This window comes from Aeribacillus sp. SP014 (assembly GCF_054055575.1).
This window is the reverse complement of sequence record NZ_JBSRXI010000001.1, coordinates 1,466,778-1,486,321: the sequence shown is the minus strand read 5'-3', so window position 1 is coordinate 1,486,321 and position 19,544 is coordinate 1,466,778. Positions and strand designations below refer to the sequence as shown.

The following is a 19,544-nucleotide window of genomic DNA, read 5'->3' as shown; positions in this document are numbered from 1 at the left end:
CCCCAAAGTTCAACTAAACAAAATGAAGTCCAAAATATCGGTACATTTATTTTACTGGAAAAGACTTATAAAAATCAAAGTGTTGGCGAAAAAATAACAGCGTCTAACCATAAACTTTTTCTTTTTTGACAACTTTTTTGGAAGGAATCATAGACCTGTGTCTCCGAAATCGCGCAAATGACTGAATGAAACTTCATCATAAAAAAAGAGAAATTTGTCTAAACTCTTAAACAATGCTTCATCCGTTACGAACGTCTAATATGTAACTCACTTTTACTGTACCAGTTAAAATGACAAAAACACTCGACGAATATGCTTTATAGCTGTAGACTTGTTAAGGTGATTGATAGAAACGGAAAAGAACGCGTACGAAAAACTTATCAAAAGGGTGAATCCCTGCTTCTTCTTATTTGAAAAGAATATGTTACAATAATGTAGAAAATCGCTACTTCTCAATATCCATTATGAAAAAGGTGTGGAAATATGAACATCATTGTCAGTTCATTAAATGCCAAATACATTCATATGAACTTGGCTATACGTTATTTAAAAGCATATGCCGAGCCAGAATTTCAAGTTCAAATGGCAGAATATACGATAAAAGATCCCGCGATGAACATTGTAACAGATTTGTTTCGAAAAAAACCGGACATAATCGGTTTTAGCTGTTACATATGGAACATTACAGAAACAATCAAAGTGGCGAAAATACTGAAAAAAATAAAGCCGGAAACCATCATTGTCTTTGGTGGGCCTGAAGTATCCTATGATACGAAAGAATGGCTTGAAAAAATCCCAGAGATTGATTTTATTATCGTAGGAGAAGGGGAAGAAACGTTTAAGCAGTTTTTGCGGGAAGCACATGGAAACCAAGAATGGGAAAACGTGAGCGGTTTAGCTTTTCGAAAAGACGGAGCAGTCATTATAAATCCGCAGAGGAACAAAATTGATCTGCGAATGATGCCGTCGCCTTTTCGATTTGAAGAAGATGTGCCACATCTTAGCAAACGGATTGTTTATATTGAAACGAGCCGCGGCTGCCCCTTCAACTGCCAATTTTGCTTATCTTCCATTGAGGTTGGGGTTCGTTATTTTGATCGGGAGAAAATCAAGGAAGATATTCGCTATTTAATGAAAAACGGTGCGAAAACAATTAAATTTGTCGACCGAACGTTTAACATCAGCCGGAAATATGCGATGGACATGTTTCAATTTTTAATTGATGAACATGTTCCGGGCGTCGTGTTCCAGTTCGAAATAACTGGCGACATTATGCGCCCGGAAGTGATTCAATTTTTAAATGACAACGCACCGAAAGGACTTTTCCGATTTGAGATCGGCGTTCAATCAACAAACGATTTCACAAACGAATTAGTGAAACGTAAGCAAAACTTCGCAAAACTGTCCAGAACGGTGACGATGATCAAACAAGGCGGAAAAATAGATCAGCACCTTGATTTAATTGCCGGACTTCCTGAAGAAGACTACAACTCTTTTCGAAAAACTTTTAACGATGTGTTTGCATTAAGACCTGAAGAACTGCAGCTTGGTTTTTTAAAAATGCTCAGAGGGACTGGTCTTCGAATTGGAGCTAAACATTTTGGCTACGTGTATATGGATGAACCGCCATACGAAATTTTAAGCAACAACGTTCTCTCTTTTGAAGATATTCTCAAAATTAAACAGGTGGAAGATGTTCTTGAGAAATTTTGGAACGACCATCGAATGGACGCGACAGTGGAATATTTAGTAGAAGAAGTGTTTGAGACGCCTTTTGATTTCTTTCAAGAATTTGGCGCCTACTGGGATGAACGCGGATGGGCAAGAATTGGTCATCAGCTCGAAGATTTGTTTCGAAGATTATTTTCGTTTATTCAAGAACGCAAACGAGAACATTTGCCAACTGTTGAAGGGTTTCTGAAATACGATTATTTGCGCAATCAGAAGCAAAAGCCGCGAAAGCCATGGTGGGATGAAAAGCTTAAAAAACAGGAGCAATCAGCAATCTATCAATTTATCCTGTCCAACCCTGAAATGCTTGGAAAAACCTTTTTAAATCTGTCTCTTTCGGAAAAAGATTTATATAAGCATACGGTTTTAGAAATTCTTCCATTTAATCCTGAGCTGTATTTGCAAAAAAAGATATTAGTAAAAGAGCCGGCAATTTTGTTAGTTTATTACAACTATAGCGATCACCAGCCGCATATGTTTTCTTTTCCGTATACTGCGCTGAAAAAGGTGAGGGAAGCTTAACATCCCTCACCTTTTGTTTTTGTTTTTCTTTTGTTTTCTTCTAAAATATCGTAAATTTTCGCAGCATTAAAATCTCCCAGTTCATTGCCAAATTCCAAATCTTGTTTCACATCTTTTTTGTTCTTTACGTTTTTATTATGTTCCATGTGCTTTCCCCTTTTTTGAATTTCGGTTAGCCCCTTTCATCGGGTCTTCATCTGTATAGGATGCTGAAAATTCTTTTTCAGGAAGGCTTTCTGTCGGTGTTTTGCTCGTTTTTTCTGCTTGATTATATGCTTGTTTCCTCTTCAATCTGCATCCTCCTTTCTTTTTTATCTTTTTCAGAAACAAACCATTTATTCAGCTGTTTCTATAAAAGATGGAAAAAGGGATGTGCTTCCATATGGATGCCCGATCGTCAATGCTTAAGTTTTTTCTTGCTCCGCAAGGGTATTTTGTGCTTCTTTTATAACGGGTTAAGCGGCAATTTTGATGCTTTATACTTCAAGCTATTCGGCAATTTTGGACCGTTTTCTGTTTTGCAGCTAAAAAAAGTGATGATTTAGCACTTTGTTTGCATAAAAAAAGAACCGCTCTTATTTGGCGTAATTTCGTAAAACTGCCAAACAATGAAAGAAGCGATTCATGACAACACTGAAATTCGTTTATTCTATTCATCTTCGCAATGGATGGTTGACCTTTTTTACTTTCTAGCTTTGAAAATATTTTTTACTTTTGAAACCACGTAATGGCTTCCTCCGCGATCTTCAACACGTTCAATCATCATCGTTATTAAAAGATCTTTTTTATCCGCATCAACAGCAACAAACCAACCGTTTTCCTGACCTTTTTCTCCTTTTGCCGCTTTCAGCTCTGCCGTTCCTGTTTTTCCAGCCAGCTTCAATCCTGGAGTTCGAGGTTTATATGCCGTTCCGTTCGGATCCTCCACCACTTGAATCAAATCTTGAAAAATCAAATTCGCATGTTCCTTTGAAACAACATGGCTTTTCCAATTGGATGGTGTCTTCTCTTCTTCTTTTATTAATACGGGCTTAATCATGTTTCCGCCATTAATAAATACTGTAAAGGTGTATGCTAAATGCAGAGGAGTGATTTGAATTTGTCCCTGTCCATATCCAGAATCGGCTAAAAGCACTTCATTATCCATACCGTTATTTGCAATTTTCGATGTTTCAACAGGAAACGGAAAATCAATTTTTTCATGAAATGCAAAGGACTCTAGTCCTTTTATAAATTTTTCGGCTCCAATATTTAAAGCAGCCTGGGCGAAGTAAATATTATCTGAATAGGCAAGAGCAGCGCGCAAATCAACTTGTGTTGCAGGGGATGGAACCCGCTTAATATAATAATTGCCCCAGCTCCCGTCTTTTTGCCAAGTATCTTTTGGAATGGAAATCTTTTTATTCGGATCAATCGTTCCGGTATTGAGCCCAATCGCTGCTGTGAGCGGCTTTAAAACAGAACCAGGTGTATACAAATTTTTGAACTTAGCCATAAACGGTTTATTCGGATCATCTTTTTTCTTCTTGTATTCCGTCAGAAAATCGTTCGGATCATAGGACGGCGCACTGACCATAGCCAGAGTTTCTCCGGTTTTTGGATTGATTGCGACACTTGCACCGGAATCAGTTGATAATTCTTTGTAAATATTTTGCTGAAGATCAGCATCAATTGTAAGGTAAATATCGTTTCCGTTCTCAGCTTCTTTTTTGGCGATCACTTCATCTGTTCCTTTTACTTTGATGATCCAGCCTGTCGTTCCGTGCAGCTCATCTTCAAAAACTTGCTCCAATCCAGCTGCGCCAATTTGCTCAGAAGAGCTGTACCCTTTTTCCTCATATTTCTCAAGCTCTTCTTTATACATTGACCGCAAATAGCCAGTCAAGTGGGCAGCGCTCTCGCCAAAAGGATACATTCTTCCCGTTACATTTTTTTTCTTAACGGAAGGAATGGCTAAAAGTTTGTTGACAAGCTCTGTATCAGCCGGATTTACGATTTTCAGCGGGACGAATGAGTCCTCCTTCACCCAGCCTTGGGATAATTTTCTCTCAATTTCCTCCTTGGAAACTTCAAGAAGCTTCGCTGTTTGTTCCAAAATGGTTTCTTTTTGCTCCTTCATTTCTCCCGGTACTACACCGATTTCAAACAACAGGCCATTGATGGCAAGTCCTTTTCCATTTCGGTCAAAAATCTCCCCTCTTTCCGGCGCGATCGGCTGGATGGAAATTTCTTCTCCCTCATCAAGCTGAGGAAAAATAAAGGAAGGATTCCATTCAATTCGCCAATCGTTTCCATTATCTGTTTCTTCTTTTTTTAAAACGGCTTTGTTTTCAAAGCTTATTTTCCCCGCTAATGTTTCCATTGAAACAGCAAATGGGAATGTAATATTTCCGTTTTTATCAGGCTTTATTTCTTCTTTCGGTTTCTTAAAGTCGATTTTCAGCTGTTTCACACCAGAATCTTGATAAATTTTTTCATAGCGGGAAACAAATTCGTCTTTTTTGATATTTTTTTTCACATTAGCAGTCAATTGGTCATACATTTCCGAAAAATTTTGGTCTCTCCAATTGGCAACAAAGTTTGCAAAACGATCCTCCGGCTCTGGATCTTTAGAACATCCCGAAAAAAGCACCAGCACGACAAAAACACTAAAAAAAAGCTTTCGAATCCGCACAAAAATTCCCCCTCTCCCCTATGATTTTATGACAATTCTTTTTTATCCAATAATTACCCGCTCTTTCGGATAATGATAATTGGCTTCCTTCCTCTGTTTTCCAATTAAAAAAATAAACGATAAAATGCCGATCCGACCAATAAACATCATGATCATGATTATGATTTTTCCGATCGGACTAAGTTCAGATGTAATGCCAAGCGAAAGCCCTGTTGTTCCAAAGGCTGAACAAACTTCAAAGATAATTTCCATTAACGTAAACCGTTCTGTTGCAGATAATATGACAATCGAAGTTAAGCACAAAATAACAGAAACTGTCATAACGGCAATTGATTTTTTTATATCATCTGGGTGTATTTCCCGTTTAAATACTTTCACCGTGCTGGAGCCTTTCGCAAAATGAAAGGCAACTAGCAAAATGACTGCAACGGTAGTCGTTCTGACACCGCCACCCACAGAGCTTGGCGAAGCACCTATAAACATAAATATGGACATAATCAGCAAAGTCGTCTCGCTGAACATGCTGACATCCATTGTATAAAGCCCTGTGCTCCTTGTGGTAGCTGATTGAAACAGAGCATAGAAGAAAGATTCGAGAAAACTTTTATCAGATAAATAATTGCCTGATTCTATTAGATAGATCAGGATTGTTCCAATAACGACCAATGCGAAAAATGTCACAGTTGTCAATTTTGTGTACAAGGAAAACCGGTATGTCCTTTTTGTTCCAATTGTCAAAATAAAGTTTTTTGTCTCAATCAAAACTGGAAATCCGATAGCTCCCAGCGTCATTAAAATAATATGAACCATTTGGACAAAATAATCATGTGCAAAAGGTACGAGCGACGAACCGCTTATATCAAAGCCGGCATTCGTTGTGGCGCTGATGGCAGAAAACATGCCATGCAAATAAGCTTCCTTCCATTCCGGAAAATATTTTAAATAATATGTGCCTAATATGATGGTGCCGATCAGTTCAATAATCAAAATCATCAACATAATTTGCCTCATTAAATTTACAATGCCGGACAAATTCAATTGATTTTGATCAACCATAATCAACTGACGTTCCCTTAAGCCTATTTTTTTGCCTAAAACGAACCAAAACAATGTGCCCAACGTCATGATGCCGATGCCGCCAATTTGGAGAACAATCATTAAAATAAAAATCCCCGGAACGGTAAACGTATCAATGATTGAAACAGTTGTCAGCCCTGTTACACTTACTGCACTAACAGCAGTAAACAATGCATCCAAAAACGTCCATTCGGCATCCGGTTTGTGAACAAACGGCAAACTGAGCAAAATGACCGCAACTGTGATAGCTAAAAAATAAAAAATAGCAAGCATCTGAGCTGGTGATAGTGAAACTAATCGATTACGAATATTTACTAGCATCCTTGTTCAATCCTTTTTTTTACTGCTCATACTATCATAAAGAAAGTACAAGTTTTTTTAAAGAGGTTTTTCCAATTTTGATTATCGAAACTGAAAAATTTGTTATTGTGTCAATTTCTACAAATTCATACTCAAGAAAAATTTATCTGAACTTATTAATTCCATATAAAATGCTTGTTTTTTTTATATCTTTTTATTAAAAATAAGGGTAGGCTGTTTAATAAAGGGGGATGTTATGGGAAAAATTCAATTGCGTCGTTCCGTTATGGTTCAATTATTACTATCTTTAAAAGGAATACACGAATTATCCCCTGAAGAAGTGATGAAACAACAATTGCCCTCTGATCAAACAAACCAAATACCTGGCTTCATCAAAAAATTGAGCAAACAAAGAGACAAAGGGGAGCTTGGACTGTCAACGAATGAAATCGTCATCTTAGGAAATTTTTGCGAACTAACTTCCTTGAAATCAACTTCCGTTCAAAATTGGGTCAAGCGTGATATAAAAGAAATCATCGGTCCTCCTGAACTTGGAAAAAAATACTCGGTCGAACAAGCTGCTTTATTGTTAATTGTAAAAGATTTAAAAACCATATTCGACTTTGAAACTGTCCGTTCCTTATTGATGAAAGTTTTTAATACGATTTCCGACCGGAATGATGATTTAATCAGTCCGTTAATGTTTTATAAATTATATACAGATGTGTTGGAACAAGTAAAAAATGTCGAGATCGACAACAACCGGCAGTTTGAAAAAAAACTTTTCGTACAAACAAAAAGGCTTCTTCAAAAGCAAACTTCTTTATCGGAAGCTCAAATCGACAGCATTTGCCATGTGACGGTTGCTGCGGTATTGGCTGTTTTAACGTATCATTTTCAAACAAGGGCAAAAGCGTTCATTGATAAAGAAAGCGAATCGAAAAAAATAGATAATAACTAACTTTTAGATCGGGAATTGCGGTTGTGCAATTCCCGAACGTTATTTTCGGGCTTGACTACTTTTAGCCGAACCTTTTATGTAAAATTCGAGAGCCCTCATGTCTTCAAGCAATTCCTTTTTCATTCGTTCAAAAGCTGTATAACGTTCGTATGTAAAATCCATTTTTTCTTCCATCATCTTGACCATTTCATGAAAATGGTTTGAAATTCTTTGTAAGCTATTTTCCATCATGTTAAGATAAACATCATTTTTTTGATGATTCAAATAAGTCCCCTCCTTATAGCAGCCAATACCTATATAATAACAAAGAAACGGCAAAGGGCAACATTTTTAAGGGAGCGTGAAATCACATAGAAAAGTTAAGAAATGTGGCAAGAAAGATAAGAAAAGAGGGATTTCTAATTTTACAATTGCAGTTGTCGCAGCACAAGATAGAAATGGCAATATGATTGCTCGAAAAACAGGAACAGGGCGTGTTAAAGCCGAAGAAATTGAACTGTGATAGGTGAGTTTATTCACCTTCCGCTTTGCTATGCACTGATACAGCAACGAATTATAAGAAGCTTGCCAAATTGAAGGGGGTGTTGGTCAATGAACGCCAAATGCAACGTGTTAAGGAAGGAATTTATCATATTCAACACGTTAACAATTTCCACAATCGCTTGAAAAGTTGGGTGGAAAGGTTCTAAAGGGTTGGAACTCGTTATTTGGATCACTGCCTTTATTAGTTCCGTTGATTAATAAAGAAAGGATTTAACATTTGATAAACGTGTTAGAGCAAATGCTTATTTCAGCTTGTCAAAAATCAAATTATACAACTGTGGAATTATTAAGAAGTACTAATAAAAGACCTCAAAGCACTCTCCTTACTTTAAGAATATTGATGCGGCTATAAAACCTATTATGATCGCAAGGATAAGTATTCCAGTACCCTTCCAACCTAAACTAGCTACTAAATCAGCAAGGTTTCCAGTTTCAGCCCTATTAAACGCATCTTTTATATTTCCAGTTGGGTTTCGTATTAATTCTTCTCGTCTTTGTTTTTCTCGTCTTCTTCCAGGTGTTTCTTTGTCTTCGCTCATTATCACACCCCCATTTTTGTAATACTAACATATGTTCTTCATACTCTTTACATAAATCTTACCTTAAGGTTTATAACATAATTTTAACACATTATGGTAATTTAACAAATTTTCATATAAAAAATCTTTTAGAGAACAGCCTTTACTAAAAATAAACAATGAAATGATCAAAACTAAAGACGCTCCGGACCATGTAAAAATGATAAAAACATACTAACATTAGTAGTACAGACCTAGGCCAAGGTTTGTGCTACTATTTTTTTATAGTAGAAGTGAAGGAAGGTCGAACATCCCCTGGGACCAAATAGAGTCCGTATTAAAAACAGACCAACTTCACATCCTTATTTGAATCAGTTTAGTATGTTGGGTCCGAAGAGACCGTGTATAAGAAAATGGAATCAATAAGGCAATGTGAAGAACTTCTATGTTTGGCTAAAAAGGAGAGGCAGAAAATATGAAACACGTAGTGGCATTTGATGTCAGTATGGGGAAAAGTACAATGGTCATTTATGACCGTTATCGTCAATGCGAATATGAGGGTGAAATAACCCATAACCGCTACTCTTTCGAGAAATTAAACGAAACCCTTATATCTTTAACACAAAAAGATGCACAGGCACCTGATATTGTCTTTGAAGCAACAGGCGTATATTCAAAACCACTAGAACGATTCTTAGGTGATCAAGGTTATATGTATTATCGAGTTAACCCACTCGAAGCGAATATTCAAATGGCTTCAATGAGGAGACAAAAAACAGATAAAAGCGACGCTCATGAACTTGCGAAAACTCACTTTAGAGTTGAACGTGAACAAACTTATCAAGAAGGGGAATATTATAAACAAATGCGTGCAATGACGAGATATTATGATGAATTAAGTAGTGAAATGACGCATTTATATAGTCGTTTACATGCGATTCTACAATTGAGTTTTCCCGAGTTAGAAAAGCTATTCAGTAAACGTTCTGCTTTATTTTTGAATGTCGTTCAATTATACCCTCATCCGGATCATGTGTTAGTTTGTTCAAAAACAGTGATTCGTAATCGTTTAAAAGCCAACACAAGAAAAAACTTATCATTGGCACGTGCTGAAGAAAAAGGGATCGCTTTAATCGAAGCAGCAAAAGAAGCGTATCCAGCAATTTCAAAAGATGATATTCGCTGTGAACAAGTGCGGGATTATGCCAAACGGATTGCAGACTTGAAGGAGAAAAGAGATCAACTTGTCCAAAAGATGGTTAAATTATCGAAAGATAAACAAGAGTATCAGATTTTAATTTCATTTCCAGGAATCGGAGAAACGACTGCAGTTCGTTTAATTGGAGAATTAGGAGATATTCGACGATTCAAAAACCATAAACAACTGAATGCTTACGTCGGTATTGATATTATGAGATATCAATCTGGGAATACCTTTTATAAAGACAAGATTAATAAAAGAGGAAATAACAAACTTAGAAAGATTCTATTTTACATGATCCAGACCATGATCCAACTACGGAAAAACACACAAAATCATATTGTAGATTATTATGATAAATTAAAAACGCAACCCCAGAGGAAACCTCATAAAGTTGCGTCCATAGCATGCGTGAATAAGTTCTTGAAATCGGCTTATCACCTTATCACACATAATCTGAAATACGATTACGAAAAGGCAACAATGCATCAGTAATCGTAAGTAAGATTATATCACAAAGACCTGACGAAAAAAATGGAAATCGTGAGGTCTATTTGTCATGCGAAAATTTATTTTGGGGCTGTCCGATAAGTCCCTAAAATGAAGCAAGTGGAGAAAAACAATTCGTTTCTCTCCACTTGCTTTTATATTTTTTCGATTTTTATCTGAAAGTAGCTGGCGGATGCCGGCTACTTTCAGTATGTTGTGGGCTAATGCCACAATCCCAAACTCAACATGTACCTTGTCGAGGCCCCGCAAAGAAAATCTGCGGAACGACCGATTGCCCTTGATGTGACCGAACACACTTTCTGCCTCGACTTTGCGTCGAGCGTAGATTGCGGCTTTCTCTTCACATTCAAGGGCTGTTTTGGCCTTTGCTTTCATTTCTTCGAAGATGGGATTCCAGTGAACTTGACGATTTCCCTTCGCTTTTGTGCATTTCGCTTTCAATGGGCAATCGGTACAATCTTCACATTCGTATATTTTGAAGCTTTGTTCATAGCCAGATGGATTCTTTTTGTTTTGGTATTTTTTAAACGTTACTCTCCTTCCATTCGGGCAAATAAAACAATCATCCTCTTCACAATAGGTCCAGTTTTTGGCATTTTTAATGTCTTTTTTGTATGTACGTGTTTGTTCTTTTACATAGCTCCCATAAGGAATTAGAAACTCAAAACGGGGCTCTTTCTCATCACCAACTGCATATACATAGTTTTCTTCACTACCATAGCCTGCATCCGCAATGACCGTTTTGGGCATCGGTAATGAACTGGAGGCTAGCTTCTCCATATGTGGGATAAAGCAACGTGTATCGGTCGGTCGTTGATGAATGGTATAAAACAAGATAAACTGATTCTCTGTCCCCATTTGCACGTTGTATCCGGGCTTGAGCTGACCGTTTTTCATATGGTCTTCTTTCATGCGCATGAAGGTTGCGTCTTTGTCTGTTTTCGAGTAGCTGTTACGGTCACCGAACATTTCCTTTTGTTCCTTGTATCTTGCCATTCGGGGCAGGAAATCTTCACGAATTTGTTTCACCGATTTCTTTAATTGACTGCGTTTTTTTCGCTTCTCTTTCCGAATGGATGTATCGGTCTCCTTTTCGATTTCTTCCGTTAGCGTTTCAACTTTTTCTTCTATTTCTTTTGCGATTTCCTCCATGTTTTGTTCGGTGATCTCTGTATGTTGATCGCTTTCCTTTTGCCCTGTTCCGGCTTCTAATTGGGTTAATTCATGAATGTGCTTTAGTGTTTCTTGGATTTTTTCTTTTAATTTCTCTTCGAATTTCAAAGTGGATTTTTTCCACACAAAAGAATACTTATTGGCATTGGCTTCGATCTTAGTGCCATCCAAAAAGTAGTTTTCCATCGTGATGTAATGTTCTTTTATCAATTTGAGAATCATGACTTCAAAGAGCTCATCCATGAAAGCTTTCATCCGTTCCCCTCGGAACTCATTAATGGTGCGAAAATCTGGTTGTTGCATCGCTGAAAGCCACATGGCAGGAATATTTTCTTTAACGAGTTTTTCGATTCCTCGGCAGGAATAAACCTTTTGAGAATAAGCATACAGAATGATTTTCAGCATCATTTTGGGATGATAGGAACTTCTGCCGCCGCCTTTATAATGAGAAAACAATTGTTTATCTGGTATCGCCTCCACCATTTCGTCCACGACACGTGCCACGTGATGTTCGGGTATAAGAGATTCAATATCATAAATCATTTGAACTTGACGGTTGTCATATGGTTTGAAAGTAGGGGCTAAATTTCTTTTGGCAGGAGTTTTTTCTTCTTTTCCATCTAGAGGAAGTGTCATTTGTGTGTTATAATTTTCACGAGTAATCATTTGATTGCTCATAAAAAATCGTCCTTTCTGTAATGTTGTGTGGTAACTTCATTTTACTAGAAAGGACGATTTTTTTGTGCATTTTTTTTAAAAAGTGAAAAAATGAGGGGCTCCAAAAAGTCAGTTACCCTGACTTTTTGGACAGCCCCAAATAAAATCTATATTAACCAAATTATTTAATAAAAAATACTTGACTAGAGGTAAGAAGGGGGTGTCTAATAAGTCGTTTTTACGGCTTATTGACGCCCCCATTAATGTGTTAGATATATCGGTGTTTATGATTTTTTGTTTTCAATGGCGATTTGACTTTCTGTACAGCCCCTCTTAAAATAGATCATTCCACACCTTTTGTCCATTCTGCCACTTTACCTTGATTTGCTTCGACCCAATCTTCTGCTGCTTTAGCAGGATCACTGCCTTCTGAAATTTCCAACATGACTTGTTCAATATCTTCAGCAGTCCATGAGAATTGATCCAAAATTTTATATGCTTTCGGCATATCTTCTTTTAATCCCTTTCGAACGATTGTGGATATATGTTCTTCTTTCCCAAAGGAGCCTTTCGGATCTTCCAAAAATTTTAAGTCATATGCAGCAAATTTCCAATGCGGGGACCAGCCTGTAACGACAATTGGTTCTTTATTTTTATAAGCTTCCCCTAAAGCCGTTGCCATAGCTCCGCTTGAAGATGTTTGGACTTGCCAGCCTTTTAGGCTTTCATATGTTTTAACAGCGTTTTCCGCTGATTTTACAACGCCCGCTCCAGGTTCAATGCCTGTAATCGTTTTGTTTAATTTGCCAGCATATTGATCGAGCTCTTCAATTGATTGAATGTCCATATATTTCGGAACGACGAGCCCGATTTTCGCACCCTCCAAGTTTGGACCTAAATCCTCCAGCTGATCTTTATATTCTTCATATAAATCTCCGTGAGTAGCCGGCAGCCAGGCGGCAACCATGCCGTCTGCCTCACCTTTTGCAACAGATTCCCACATAACAGCATTATCAACAGGTGTAATGTCCACATCGAATCCTTGATCTTCTAAAACTTTTTTGATGACATGGGCGGAGGCGACTTCCGTATCCCATTCCACGTAAACCAATTTTATTTTTCCTTCATCTGCCGCCCCGCCTTCAGATCCCCCGTTTGATCCGCAGCCAGCCACTAAAAGCGACAAGGAAATTCCGGCAACAAGTCCTAGGCGTTTCCAAATTCGTTTAAACATAAATATCAAAACTCCTTTTTAATTTTTCAATTCGAAAAGAGACCAACTTGCTATACATGATCATGCTTCTTGTTCATGCTTTGAGTGAAGCGGTCGATAATGATGGCTAATATGACAATACCGATACCTGCAACAAATCCGGGACCAATTTGAGCGCGCTGCAAAGCGGATAACACGTTTCTTCCAAGTCCCGGCGCTCCAATCATCGAGGCAATGACAACCATTGATAATGCCAGCATGACGGTTTGATTGATTCCGGCCATAATTGTGGCTCTCGCCATCGGCAGTTCTACTTTAAATAGTTTTTGAACTGCTGTGCTACCGAATGCATCAGAAGCTTCAATCAATTCTTTCGGCACCTGGCGAATTCCTAAATTCGTAAAACGAACGGTAGGAGGTGTCGCGAAAATTAATGATGCAAACACTCCCGGCACCATGCCGATACCAAAAAAAGCAACGGCAGGTATTAAGTAGACAAATGCAGGCATCGTTTGCATAAAATCCAAGATAGGAGTAATCATTGCTTCCGCTGTTCTGCTTTTAGACATTAAAATACCTATTGGAATACCGATGATGACGGATAATAAACTTGCGATCAAAACTAAAGTAAATGTACTTATTAAATGATCCCAAAGCTCTTGGTTGTAAATAAACCAAAGGCCGACGATGGAAAATGCCGGCAGGCCAAACTTTTTTCCGCTTATAAAAAAGGCAATAACGGCAACGATCAATATGACTAGAACAGGCGGCACAGCCCCCAACAAATCCGCCACATATTCCATTAAATCCTCAAAATATTTTTTTAACGGATCAAACAAAAACGAAAAAGAATTTGTCACCCAGTCCGTAAATTGTTTGATCTTTTCCGCAACTGGAATTTTCGGAACAAAATCCAACACATTATTCAGCACTGTTTGTGCTCACCTCGCTTTCACCTGCAAGAGCCGCGATGACTGACCCGCGAACGATGATCCCTATTAATTTTTCCTTTTCGACTACTGCTACTGGTATCGGCGAGTCGTGGATGACCGTAAAAATATCATACATTGGAGTGTCCTTTTCAACCTTCGGAACATTTGTCCGCAATATTTCTTCAATATCACGAACATCTTTTTTTCTTGCTTCTGATGCATCATCAGCTGTTACATAACCTTTTAGATTCCGTTTGCTGTCAACAACGAAAATGGTGGATATCCCTTCTTCTCTCATTCTTTCCAATGCAACACGCGGTCCATGCTTTTCAATATTGATCGTTTCGGGCCGTTTCATAATATGCTGCGCCGTCAATATTTTCGATCTGTCTACATCTTCAACGAATTTTTCGACATAGTCGTTTGCCGGATTCATTAAAATCTCTTCGGGCGTACCGATTTGCACAATCGATCCGTCTTTCATTAAGGCAATCCGGTCTCCAAGCCGCAAAGCTTCATCTAAATCATGTGTAATAAATATAATGGTTTTCTTCATCGTCCCTTGAAGATCGAGCAATTCATCCTGCATTTCTTTTCGGATAAGCGGATCCAAGGCTGAAAAGGCCTCATCCATCAACAGCACTTCAGGATCATTTGCCAATGCTCTCGCAAGTCCTACGCGCTGCTGCATTCCGCCTGACAGCTGATTAGGCTTTTGCTCCAAATATTGTCCTAATCCGACCATTTCAAGCGCTTTGATTGCCTTCTCCCTTCGTTCTTCTTTTGGGACCTTTTGAATTTCAAGTCCGAATTCTGCATTTTCTAAAACCGTTCGGTGCGGAAATAGGGCAAATCGTTGAAAAACCATGCTGATTTTTTTTCTCCGTACCTCTCGCAATGATTTTTTATCCATTTTTGATAAATTGTCCCCATCGATAAAAATGCTTCCTTTAGTCGGTTCAATCAACCGGTTGAGCAATCTTATCAATGTGGATTTGCCGCTTCCAGACAACCCCATAATGACGAAAATTTCTCCAGCCTCAACGGAAAAGGAAGCGCGATTCACTCCCACTGTATGTCCGGTTTTTTGTAAAATTTCATGCTTTGAAAATCCTTCATCTAATAGCTTCAATGCTTGAGCGGGGTTTTTACCAAAAATTTTTGTTAAATTTTTTACCTCAATGATCGGCATTTTTCCACCCCTTTTTTTATAAAATTCAATATTTTTCAAAAATAATAAGCCGATAAAATTTTCATACTGAAGCTTTATTAGCTCATAATAAAAATATGTAAACCCGAACGATTCGTTGCTTTATAAGTATAACTAATTTTTCTTGATGGATACAAACGCGGTATATAGCGGATATCTCTTATATTTAATGGTCAGCTTGTACTGAATAGTTTTTTTATATAGTTTTCTTACATTTCCTTTTATATGCTGGTAAATTCATACCAATATCAACATTTTACGGTCAACTACACCGTTTATTTTTAACCAACAAGTTCCACACATCAGATCACTTCTTTTTTGCAAACTATGCGTAAACAGGCAAAAAGGAGTTGAATTCGAATGGCAAGGCGAAATCAATTAATTGTTCCAGGAGTTGAACAAGCTCTTGAACAATTTAAAATGGAAATCGCACAAGAGTTTGGTGTCCACCTTGGTTCAAATACTACCTCCCGCGCAAACGGATCTGTTGGCGGAGAAATGACAAAGCGTTTAATTGCACAAGCTCAGGCTGATTTTAGCGGAAAACAGCCTTAAAATAGACTTTTGTAAATAATACAAACATTTTATCCTTTCCCATGTTCCGTCCAAATGCTTCATTTTTCATATTGTTTAGGGTAAAATGATGTTGGATGATGTTTCATAAGTTTTATTTGTTCATGTTCCGATTGCATAACGGCATGAAATGGAACATTTTTTAGGAGGAATAGAACATGGGAATTGGTTGGACAGAATTTATTTTAATCATTTTCGTTGCACTTTTGCTTTTTGGACCGAGCAAGCTTCCGGAGCTTGGAAAAGCAGCAGGAAAAACGCTGCGGGAATTCAAACTGGCTACAAAAGGAATTCTTGACGAAGAAGAAAAAAATGAAAAAAAATAATTGGTTCAACCGTAAAATCGGCAAATTGCCGATTTTTTCTTTTTACGTAATTTGTATGAACCGTTTTTCGAGTATGTAACTTACATTTTTTAACACAAATCATTCTGATCCTTTCGCAAAAAATAAAGAGAAAGAAAAGGTAACTTACGGAAAGGCGGAATGAATATGCATACAATGTGGAAAGGTTCCATATCCTTCGGGCTCGTCAACATCCCGGTCAAACTGTTTTCTGCTACAGAAGACAAGGATATGAAATTTCGTCAGCTTCACAAAAAATGCCATACCCCAATTCAATACGCAAAACGTTGCCCAAACTGCGACGAAGAAGTTGGCAACGATGACATTGTGAAAGGGTTCGAATATGTACAAGGCAAATTCATTATTTTAACAGATGAGGAATTAGCAGCTCTGAAGGAAGAAAATGAAGACAAAACGGTTGAAATCGTCGATTTCGTGAATTTGCCGGAAATTGATCCGATTTATTTTAACCGGTCATATTATATCGGTCCAGGCGAAAACGGACAAAAAGTGTATGCATTGCTTCGTGAAGCATTGAAACAATCAGGGAAGATTGGAATTGGAAAGATTTCAATGCGCTCTAAACAACAATTGGCTGTCATCCGGACATATGAGGACGTCATTTTAATGGAAACGATTCATTATCCAGATGAAGTGCGAAACGCCCGTGACGTTCCCGGGGTTCCTCAAAATACCAATATTGAAAAAAAAGAGCTGGACGCTGCCATGCTGCTTATCGATCAGCTGACAACAACGTTCCAACCGGAGAAATATCAAGATGAATACCGTTTGCGGATTCAAGAAAAAATTGAAGAAAAAGTACAGCAAAACGAAACAAAAACGGCTGAACCGTCTCCAAAAAAGAACGTAGTCGATTTAATGAGTGCGCTTGAGGCAAGCATCGAACGCTCAAAATCATTAAATAAAAAGGGAGAAGAAAAAAGCGGTGCAGCAGGCAAAAAAACGAAAACGACCCGCAAAAAAGCTTAGCTTTGCCGGACAATAAAGCGGGCGGCCGACAGCAAATCCGGAAAATGAAAATCAGCTATTTTTTCTTGATGGCGGCTGCCTACTAATATCGTTTTAGCTCCTGCAGCCTTTCCGGCAGCGATATCTACTTCACGATCGCCAATCATATAACTGTTCTCTATATTGATGTTATATTTCTTTGCCAAATCAACAATCATCTTCGGCTCCGGCTTACGGCAGGCGCAGCCTTCTTTAGGTGCGTGGGGACAATAGGCAACCTCTTTAATCGTTCCGCCTTTTTTTTCAATTTCACGAACCATTTTTTCATGGATTTTGTGGAGCATTTTTTCTGACATGTATCCTAATCCGATTCCGCCCTGATTTGTGACAACGAAAACGTCAAAATTGGATCTGTTCAAAAGCGCAACAGCTTCAGCTGCTCCTTTTAGCAAATAAAAATCTTCAGGCTTATTTACGAAACGGACACGATTGGTCATCACTTCATTTACAACGCCGTCTCTGTCTAAAAAAACTGCATTTTTCACAAATCTATCCTCCAATCTTTAAGGGTGAACACTATGCAACCGATGATGCCGACATTATCTTTCCATATTCCGGAAGGGGAGCAATGGCTATATGAGCCAAAATATGATGGTTTTCGCGCGATATTGCAAGCTGACGAAGACCGTATTTCTCTCATGAGCCGAAATGGAAACGATTTATCCCCATCGTTCCCGGAAATTAAACATTTTATCGAAAAACAAATAGAAAAGTGGCGTCCTTTTTTTCCGCTTGTTTTGGACGGAGAGCTTGTTATGCTCAAAACAGCTTTTTCCGCTGATGTTGCCTCTTTAAAAAGAAAATGGAAAAGAAAAAGCGATGAAACGACCGAAGCATATCAGCTTCTCGTTTTCGATATACTTTTGCTGCAAGGAGAGGATATAACAAAAAAACCCCTTTCCAGCCGAAAAGAACTACTATCCTCCGTATTTCAACAACTCGGTTTACCGCTGCATGTTAGTCCAGAGAATCCGGTCCCGATCCAAATGATTCAAGCATATCATCAGTTTTCCCAATTATGGGAAAAAATTGTCCAGCATGAAGGAGAAGGCGTTGTTTGCAAACATATGTTAAGCACATATGAGAACAAGAAAAGAACATCACAATGGCTGAAAATCAAAAACTTTAAAGAAGCGCTCTTTTTTGTCACTGGATTTGATTCAAACAACGGCTACATACATATTTCTGTTCATCATAAAGGAGCAATTGTGCAAGCCGGCGTTTTTTCTCACGGTATGCCTGACAACCAAAAACAAGCGTTGTTGGAGATTATAAAAAAGAAAGGAAAAAAGGAAAACCATCTATATACTATAGAGCCGGCCATTTGCATGAAAGTACGGTTTCTTTCCATTGACAGCGGCAGTTTAAGAGAACCTTCTTTCCATTCCTTTGCATTGGAACATGATTGGACAGACTGCACTTTTTTGCAGCTGAAAATGGCTGAAGCCAATGTCAAAGATGTTGCTGTCACACATATTGAAAAACCTCTTTGGCCGAAACATGATATACAAAAACAAGATTTTTTGCTTTATTTATTGGAAATATCCGATTATATGCTTCCATTTTTAAAAGACCGCCCCTTAACGGTGATCCGCTATCCGCACGGTTTGTTGGGAGAAGCATTTTTTCAAAAAAATTGTCCTGATTATGCCCCGGAATTTATTCAGACAAAAACAATCGACGGGATTCATTATATCATTTGCAATGATAAAAAAACGCTTATGTGGCTTGGCAACCAGCTCGCAATTGAATTTCATATCCCCTTTAATACGTGGAAGGAGAAACAGCCGGCAGAAATTGTATTTGATTTAGATCCGCCGTCGAAAAACGAATTTCATTTGGCTGTTTATGCTGCAAACAAGCTGAAGGAATGTTTAGATCGGTTTGAGATTGCCTCCTTTCCAAAGCTTTCCGGAAACAAAGGAATTCAAGTTCATATTCCGATCGGCACCAACATTTTCTCATATGAGGAAACGAGGCGGTTTACGTCTTTTTTCGCTAATTATTTAGCCGAACAGCATCCGAACGAATTTACGATTGAACGCTTGAAGAAAAACCGGGGCAGCCGCCTTTATATTGACTTTTTACAGCATGCAGAGGGAAAAACGATCATTTCACCTTATTCCGTCAGAGGAGTCGAAAATGGAACGGTTGCCGCTCCGCTTCATTGGAATGAAGTCAATGAACAGCTTGATGCTGAATCTTTTACAATGGACTACTGCATCAACAGGGTAAAATCAGGTATTTGTCCAATGAAACATTATTTTTCCATCGATCAGCATGAAAAAATTAAGGCCATTGTCGAGCATTTATTATGAAAACCGCCTATACAACTTGAGCTTCTTCAGCATAGTTTATAACTGTAATAAAACATTT

General features: G+C 38.1%; 18 protein-coding genes and 1 pseudogene. 8 read left to right on the top strand and 11 right to left on the bottom strand.

Annotated elements, in window-relative coordinates:
* Nucleotides 1-483 precede the first annotated feature (483 nt).
* The gene (locus ACVIJU_RS07340) at nucleotides 484-2,253 is read left to right on the top strand and encodes a B12-binding domain-containing radical SAM protein (RefSeq protein WP_456687430.1); all 1,770 of its coding nucleotides are present in this window, start codon (nucleotides 484-486) and stop codon (nucleotides 2,251-2,253) included.
* Here ACVIJU_RS07340 and ACVIJU_RS07335 read toward each other — a convergent pair.
* From ACVIJU_RS07335 to ACVIJU_RS07320, 4 genes are all read right to left on the bottom strand, one after another.
* Nucleotides 2,250-2,399, bottom strand: a complete 150-nt coding sequence (locus ACVIJU_RS07335) for a hypothetical protein (RefSeq protein WP_186439327.1) — start codon at nucleotides 2,397-2,399, stop codon at nucleotides 2,250-2,252. The two genes, ACVIJU_RS07340 and ACVIJU_RS07335, sit on opposite strands and share 4 nt — an antisense overlap.
* Nucleotides 2,389-2,544 (bottom strand): hypothetical protein, encoded by a 156-nt coding sequence (locus ACVIJU_RS07330; protein ID WP_162877044.1) that lies wholly within the window; start codon nucleotides 2,542-2,544, stop codon nucleotides 2,389-2,391. Before ACVIJU_RS07330 ends, ACVIJU_RS07335 begins: the two co-directional genes overlap by 11 nt.
* Nucleotides 2,545-2,935: 391 nt before the next feature.
* Nucleotides 2,936-4,927 carry a penicillin-binding transpeptidase domain-containing protein gene (locus ACVIJU_RS07325; protein WP_456687429.1) on the bottom strand — a complete coding sequence of 664 codons (1,992 nt, stop codon included), beginning with the start codon at nucleotides 4,925-4,927 and terminating at the stop codon, nucleotides 2,936-2,938.
* 42 nt (nucleotides 4,928-4,969) lie between these two features.
* The gene (locus tag ACVIJU_RS07320) at nucleotides 4,970-6,325 is read right to left on the bottom strand and encodes a TrkH family potassium uptake protein (protein ID WP_144598528.1); all 1,356 of its coding nucleotides are present in this window, start codon (nucleotides 6,323-6,325) and stop codon (nucleotides 4,970-4,972) included.
* A 235-nt stretch (nucleotides 6,326-6,560) separates the two neighbouring features.
* Here ACVIJU_RS07320 and ACVIJU_RS07315 point away from each other — a divergent pair, with 235 nt between their 5' ends.
* Nucleotides 6,561-7,265, top strand: a complete 705-nt coding sequence (locus ACVIJU_RS07315; protein ID WP_066250820.1) for a DUF1836 domain-containing protein — start codon at nucleotides 6,561-6,563, stop codon at nucleotides 7,263-7,265.
* Between the two features lie 39 nt (nucleotides 7,266-7,304).
* Here ACVIJU_RS07315 and ACVIJU_RS07310 read toward each other — a convergent pair whose 3' ends face one another.
* On the bottom strand, nucleotides 7,305-7,529 hold the full coding sequence (locus ACVIJU_RS07310; RefSeq protein WP_063389379.1) for a hypothetical protein: 225 nt from the start codon (nucleotides 7,527-7,529) through the stop codon (nucleotides 7,305-7,307).
* An 82-nt stretch (nucleotides 7,530-7,611) separates the two neighbouring features.
* On the opposite strand from ACVIJU_RS07310, the pseudogene ACVIJU_RS07305 reads away from it, so the two are divergent.
* Nucleotides 7,612-8,160, top strand: a pseudogene (locus ACVIJU_RS07305) (IS1595 family transposase); the annotation flags it as partial.
* Here ACVIJU_RS07305 and ACVIJU_RS07300 read toward each other — a convergent pair.
* Complete coding sequence (locus tag ACVIJU_RS07300) at nucleotides 8,132-8,347, bottom strand: DUF6366 family protein (protein ID WP_066250822.1); 216 nt, start codon at nucleotides 8,345-8,347, stop codon at nucleotides 8,132-8,134. The pseudogene ACVIJU_RS07305 and the gene ACVIJU_RS07300 sit on opposite strands and share 29 nt — an antisense overlap.
* Nucleotides 8,348-8,801: 454 nt before the next feature.
* Between ACVIJU_RS07300 and ACVIJU_RS07295 the strand changes: the two genes are divergently transcribed.
* Nucleotides 8,802-10,022, top strand: coding sequence for an IS110 family RNA-guided transposase (locus tag ACVIJU_RS07295; protein ID WP_063388609.1), 1,221 nt, complete (start codon nucleotides 8,802-8,804; stop codon nucleotides 10,020-10,022).
* Between the two features lie 12 nt (nucleotides 10,023-10,034).
* On the opposite strand, the gene ACVIJU_RS07290 is transcribed toward ACVIJU_RS07295, so the two are convergent.
* The 4 genes from ACVIJU_RS07290 to ACVIJU_RS07275 form a co-directional block, all read right to left on the bottom strand.
* On the bottom strand, nucleotides 10,035-11,888 hold the full coding sequence (locus ACVIJU_RS07290; protein WP_456687290.1) for an IS1182 family transposase: 1,854 nt from the start codon (nucleotides 11,886-11,888) through the stop codon (nucleotides 10,035-10,037).
* Nucleotides 11,889-12,210: 322 nt separating this feature from the next.
* Nucleotides 12,211-13,101, bottom strand: a complete 891-nt coding sequence (locus tag ACVIJU_RS07285) for a glycine betaine ABC transporter substrate-binding protein (RefSeq protein WP_066250827.1) — start codon at nucleotides 13,099-13,101, stop codon at nucleotides 12,211-12,213.
* A 50-nt stretch (nucleotides 13,102-13,151) separates the two neighbouring features.
* Complete coding sequence (locus tag ACVIJU_RS07280; protein WP_277986810.1) at nucleotides 13,152-14,012, bottom strand: ABC transporter permease; 861 nt, start codon at nucleotides 14,010-14,012, stop codon at nucleotides 13,152-13,154.
* Nucleotides 14,002-15,204 carry a quaternary amine ABC transporter ATP-binding protein gene (locus ACVIJU_RS07275; RefSeq protein ID WP_063389382.1) on the bottom strand — a complete coding sequence of 401 codons (1,203 nt, stop codon included), beginning with the start codon at nucleotides 15,202-15,204 and terminating at the stop codon, nucleotides 14,002-14,004. Before ACVIJU_RS07275 ends, ACVIJU_RS07280 begins: the two co-directional genes overlap by 11 nt.
* Nucleotides 15,205-15,582: 378 nt before the next feature.
* On the opposite strand from ACVIJU_RS07275, the gene ACVIJU_RS07270 reads away from it, so the two are divergent.
* The 3 genes from ACVIJU_RS07270 (at nucleotide 15,583) to ku (ending at nucleotide 17,129) form a co-directional block, all read left to right on the top strand.
* Nucleotides 15,583-15,777, top strand: coding sequence for an alpha/beta-type small acid-soluble spore protein (locus ACVIJU_RS07270; RefSeq protein WP_063389383.1), 195 nt, complete (start codon nucleotides 15,583-15,585; stop codon nucleotides 15,775-15,777).
* 176 nt (nucleotides 15,778-15,953) lie between these two features.
* Nucleotides 15,954-16,121 carry a twin-arginine translocase TatA/TatE family subunit gene (locus ACVIJU_RS07265; protein ID WP_063389384.1) on the top strand — a complete coding sequence of 56 codons (168 nt, stop codon included), beginning with the start codon at nucleotides 15,954-15,956 and terminating at the stop codon, nucleotides 16,119-16,121.
* Between the two features lie 165 nt (nucleotides 16,122-16,286).
* Nucleotides 16,287-17,129: a non-homologous end joining protein Ku gene (gene ku / locus ACVIJU_RS07260; protein ID WP_066250830.1), complete on the top strand. Its 843-nt coding sequence runs from the start codon at nucleotides 16,287-16,289 to the stop codon at nucleotides 17,127-17,129.
* Here ku and ACVIJU_RS07255 read toward each other — a convergent pair.
* Entirely contained in the window at nucleotides 17,126-17,653 is a 528-nt protein-coding gene (locus ACVIJU_RS07255; RefSeq protein ID WP_063389386.1) for a D-glycero-alpha-D-manno-heptose-1,7-bisphosphate 7-phosphatase, read from the bottom strand. The two genes, ku and ACVIJU_RS07255, sit on opposite strands and share 4 nt — an antisense overlap.
* A 33-nt stretch (nucleotides 17,654-17,686) precedes the next feature.
* On the opposite strand from ACVIJU_RS07255, the gene ACVIJU_RS07250 reads away from it, so the two are divergent.
* Entirely contained in the window at nucleotides 17,687-19,486 is a 1,800-nt protein-coding gene (locus ACVIJU_RS07250) for a DNA ligase D (protein WP_130156933.1), read from the top strand.
* The last annotated feature ends 58 nt before the right edge of the window (nucleotides 19,487-19,544 follow it).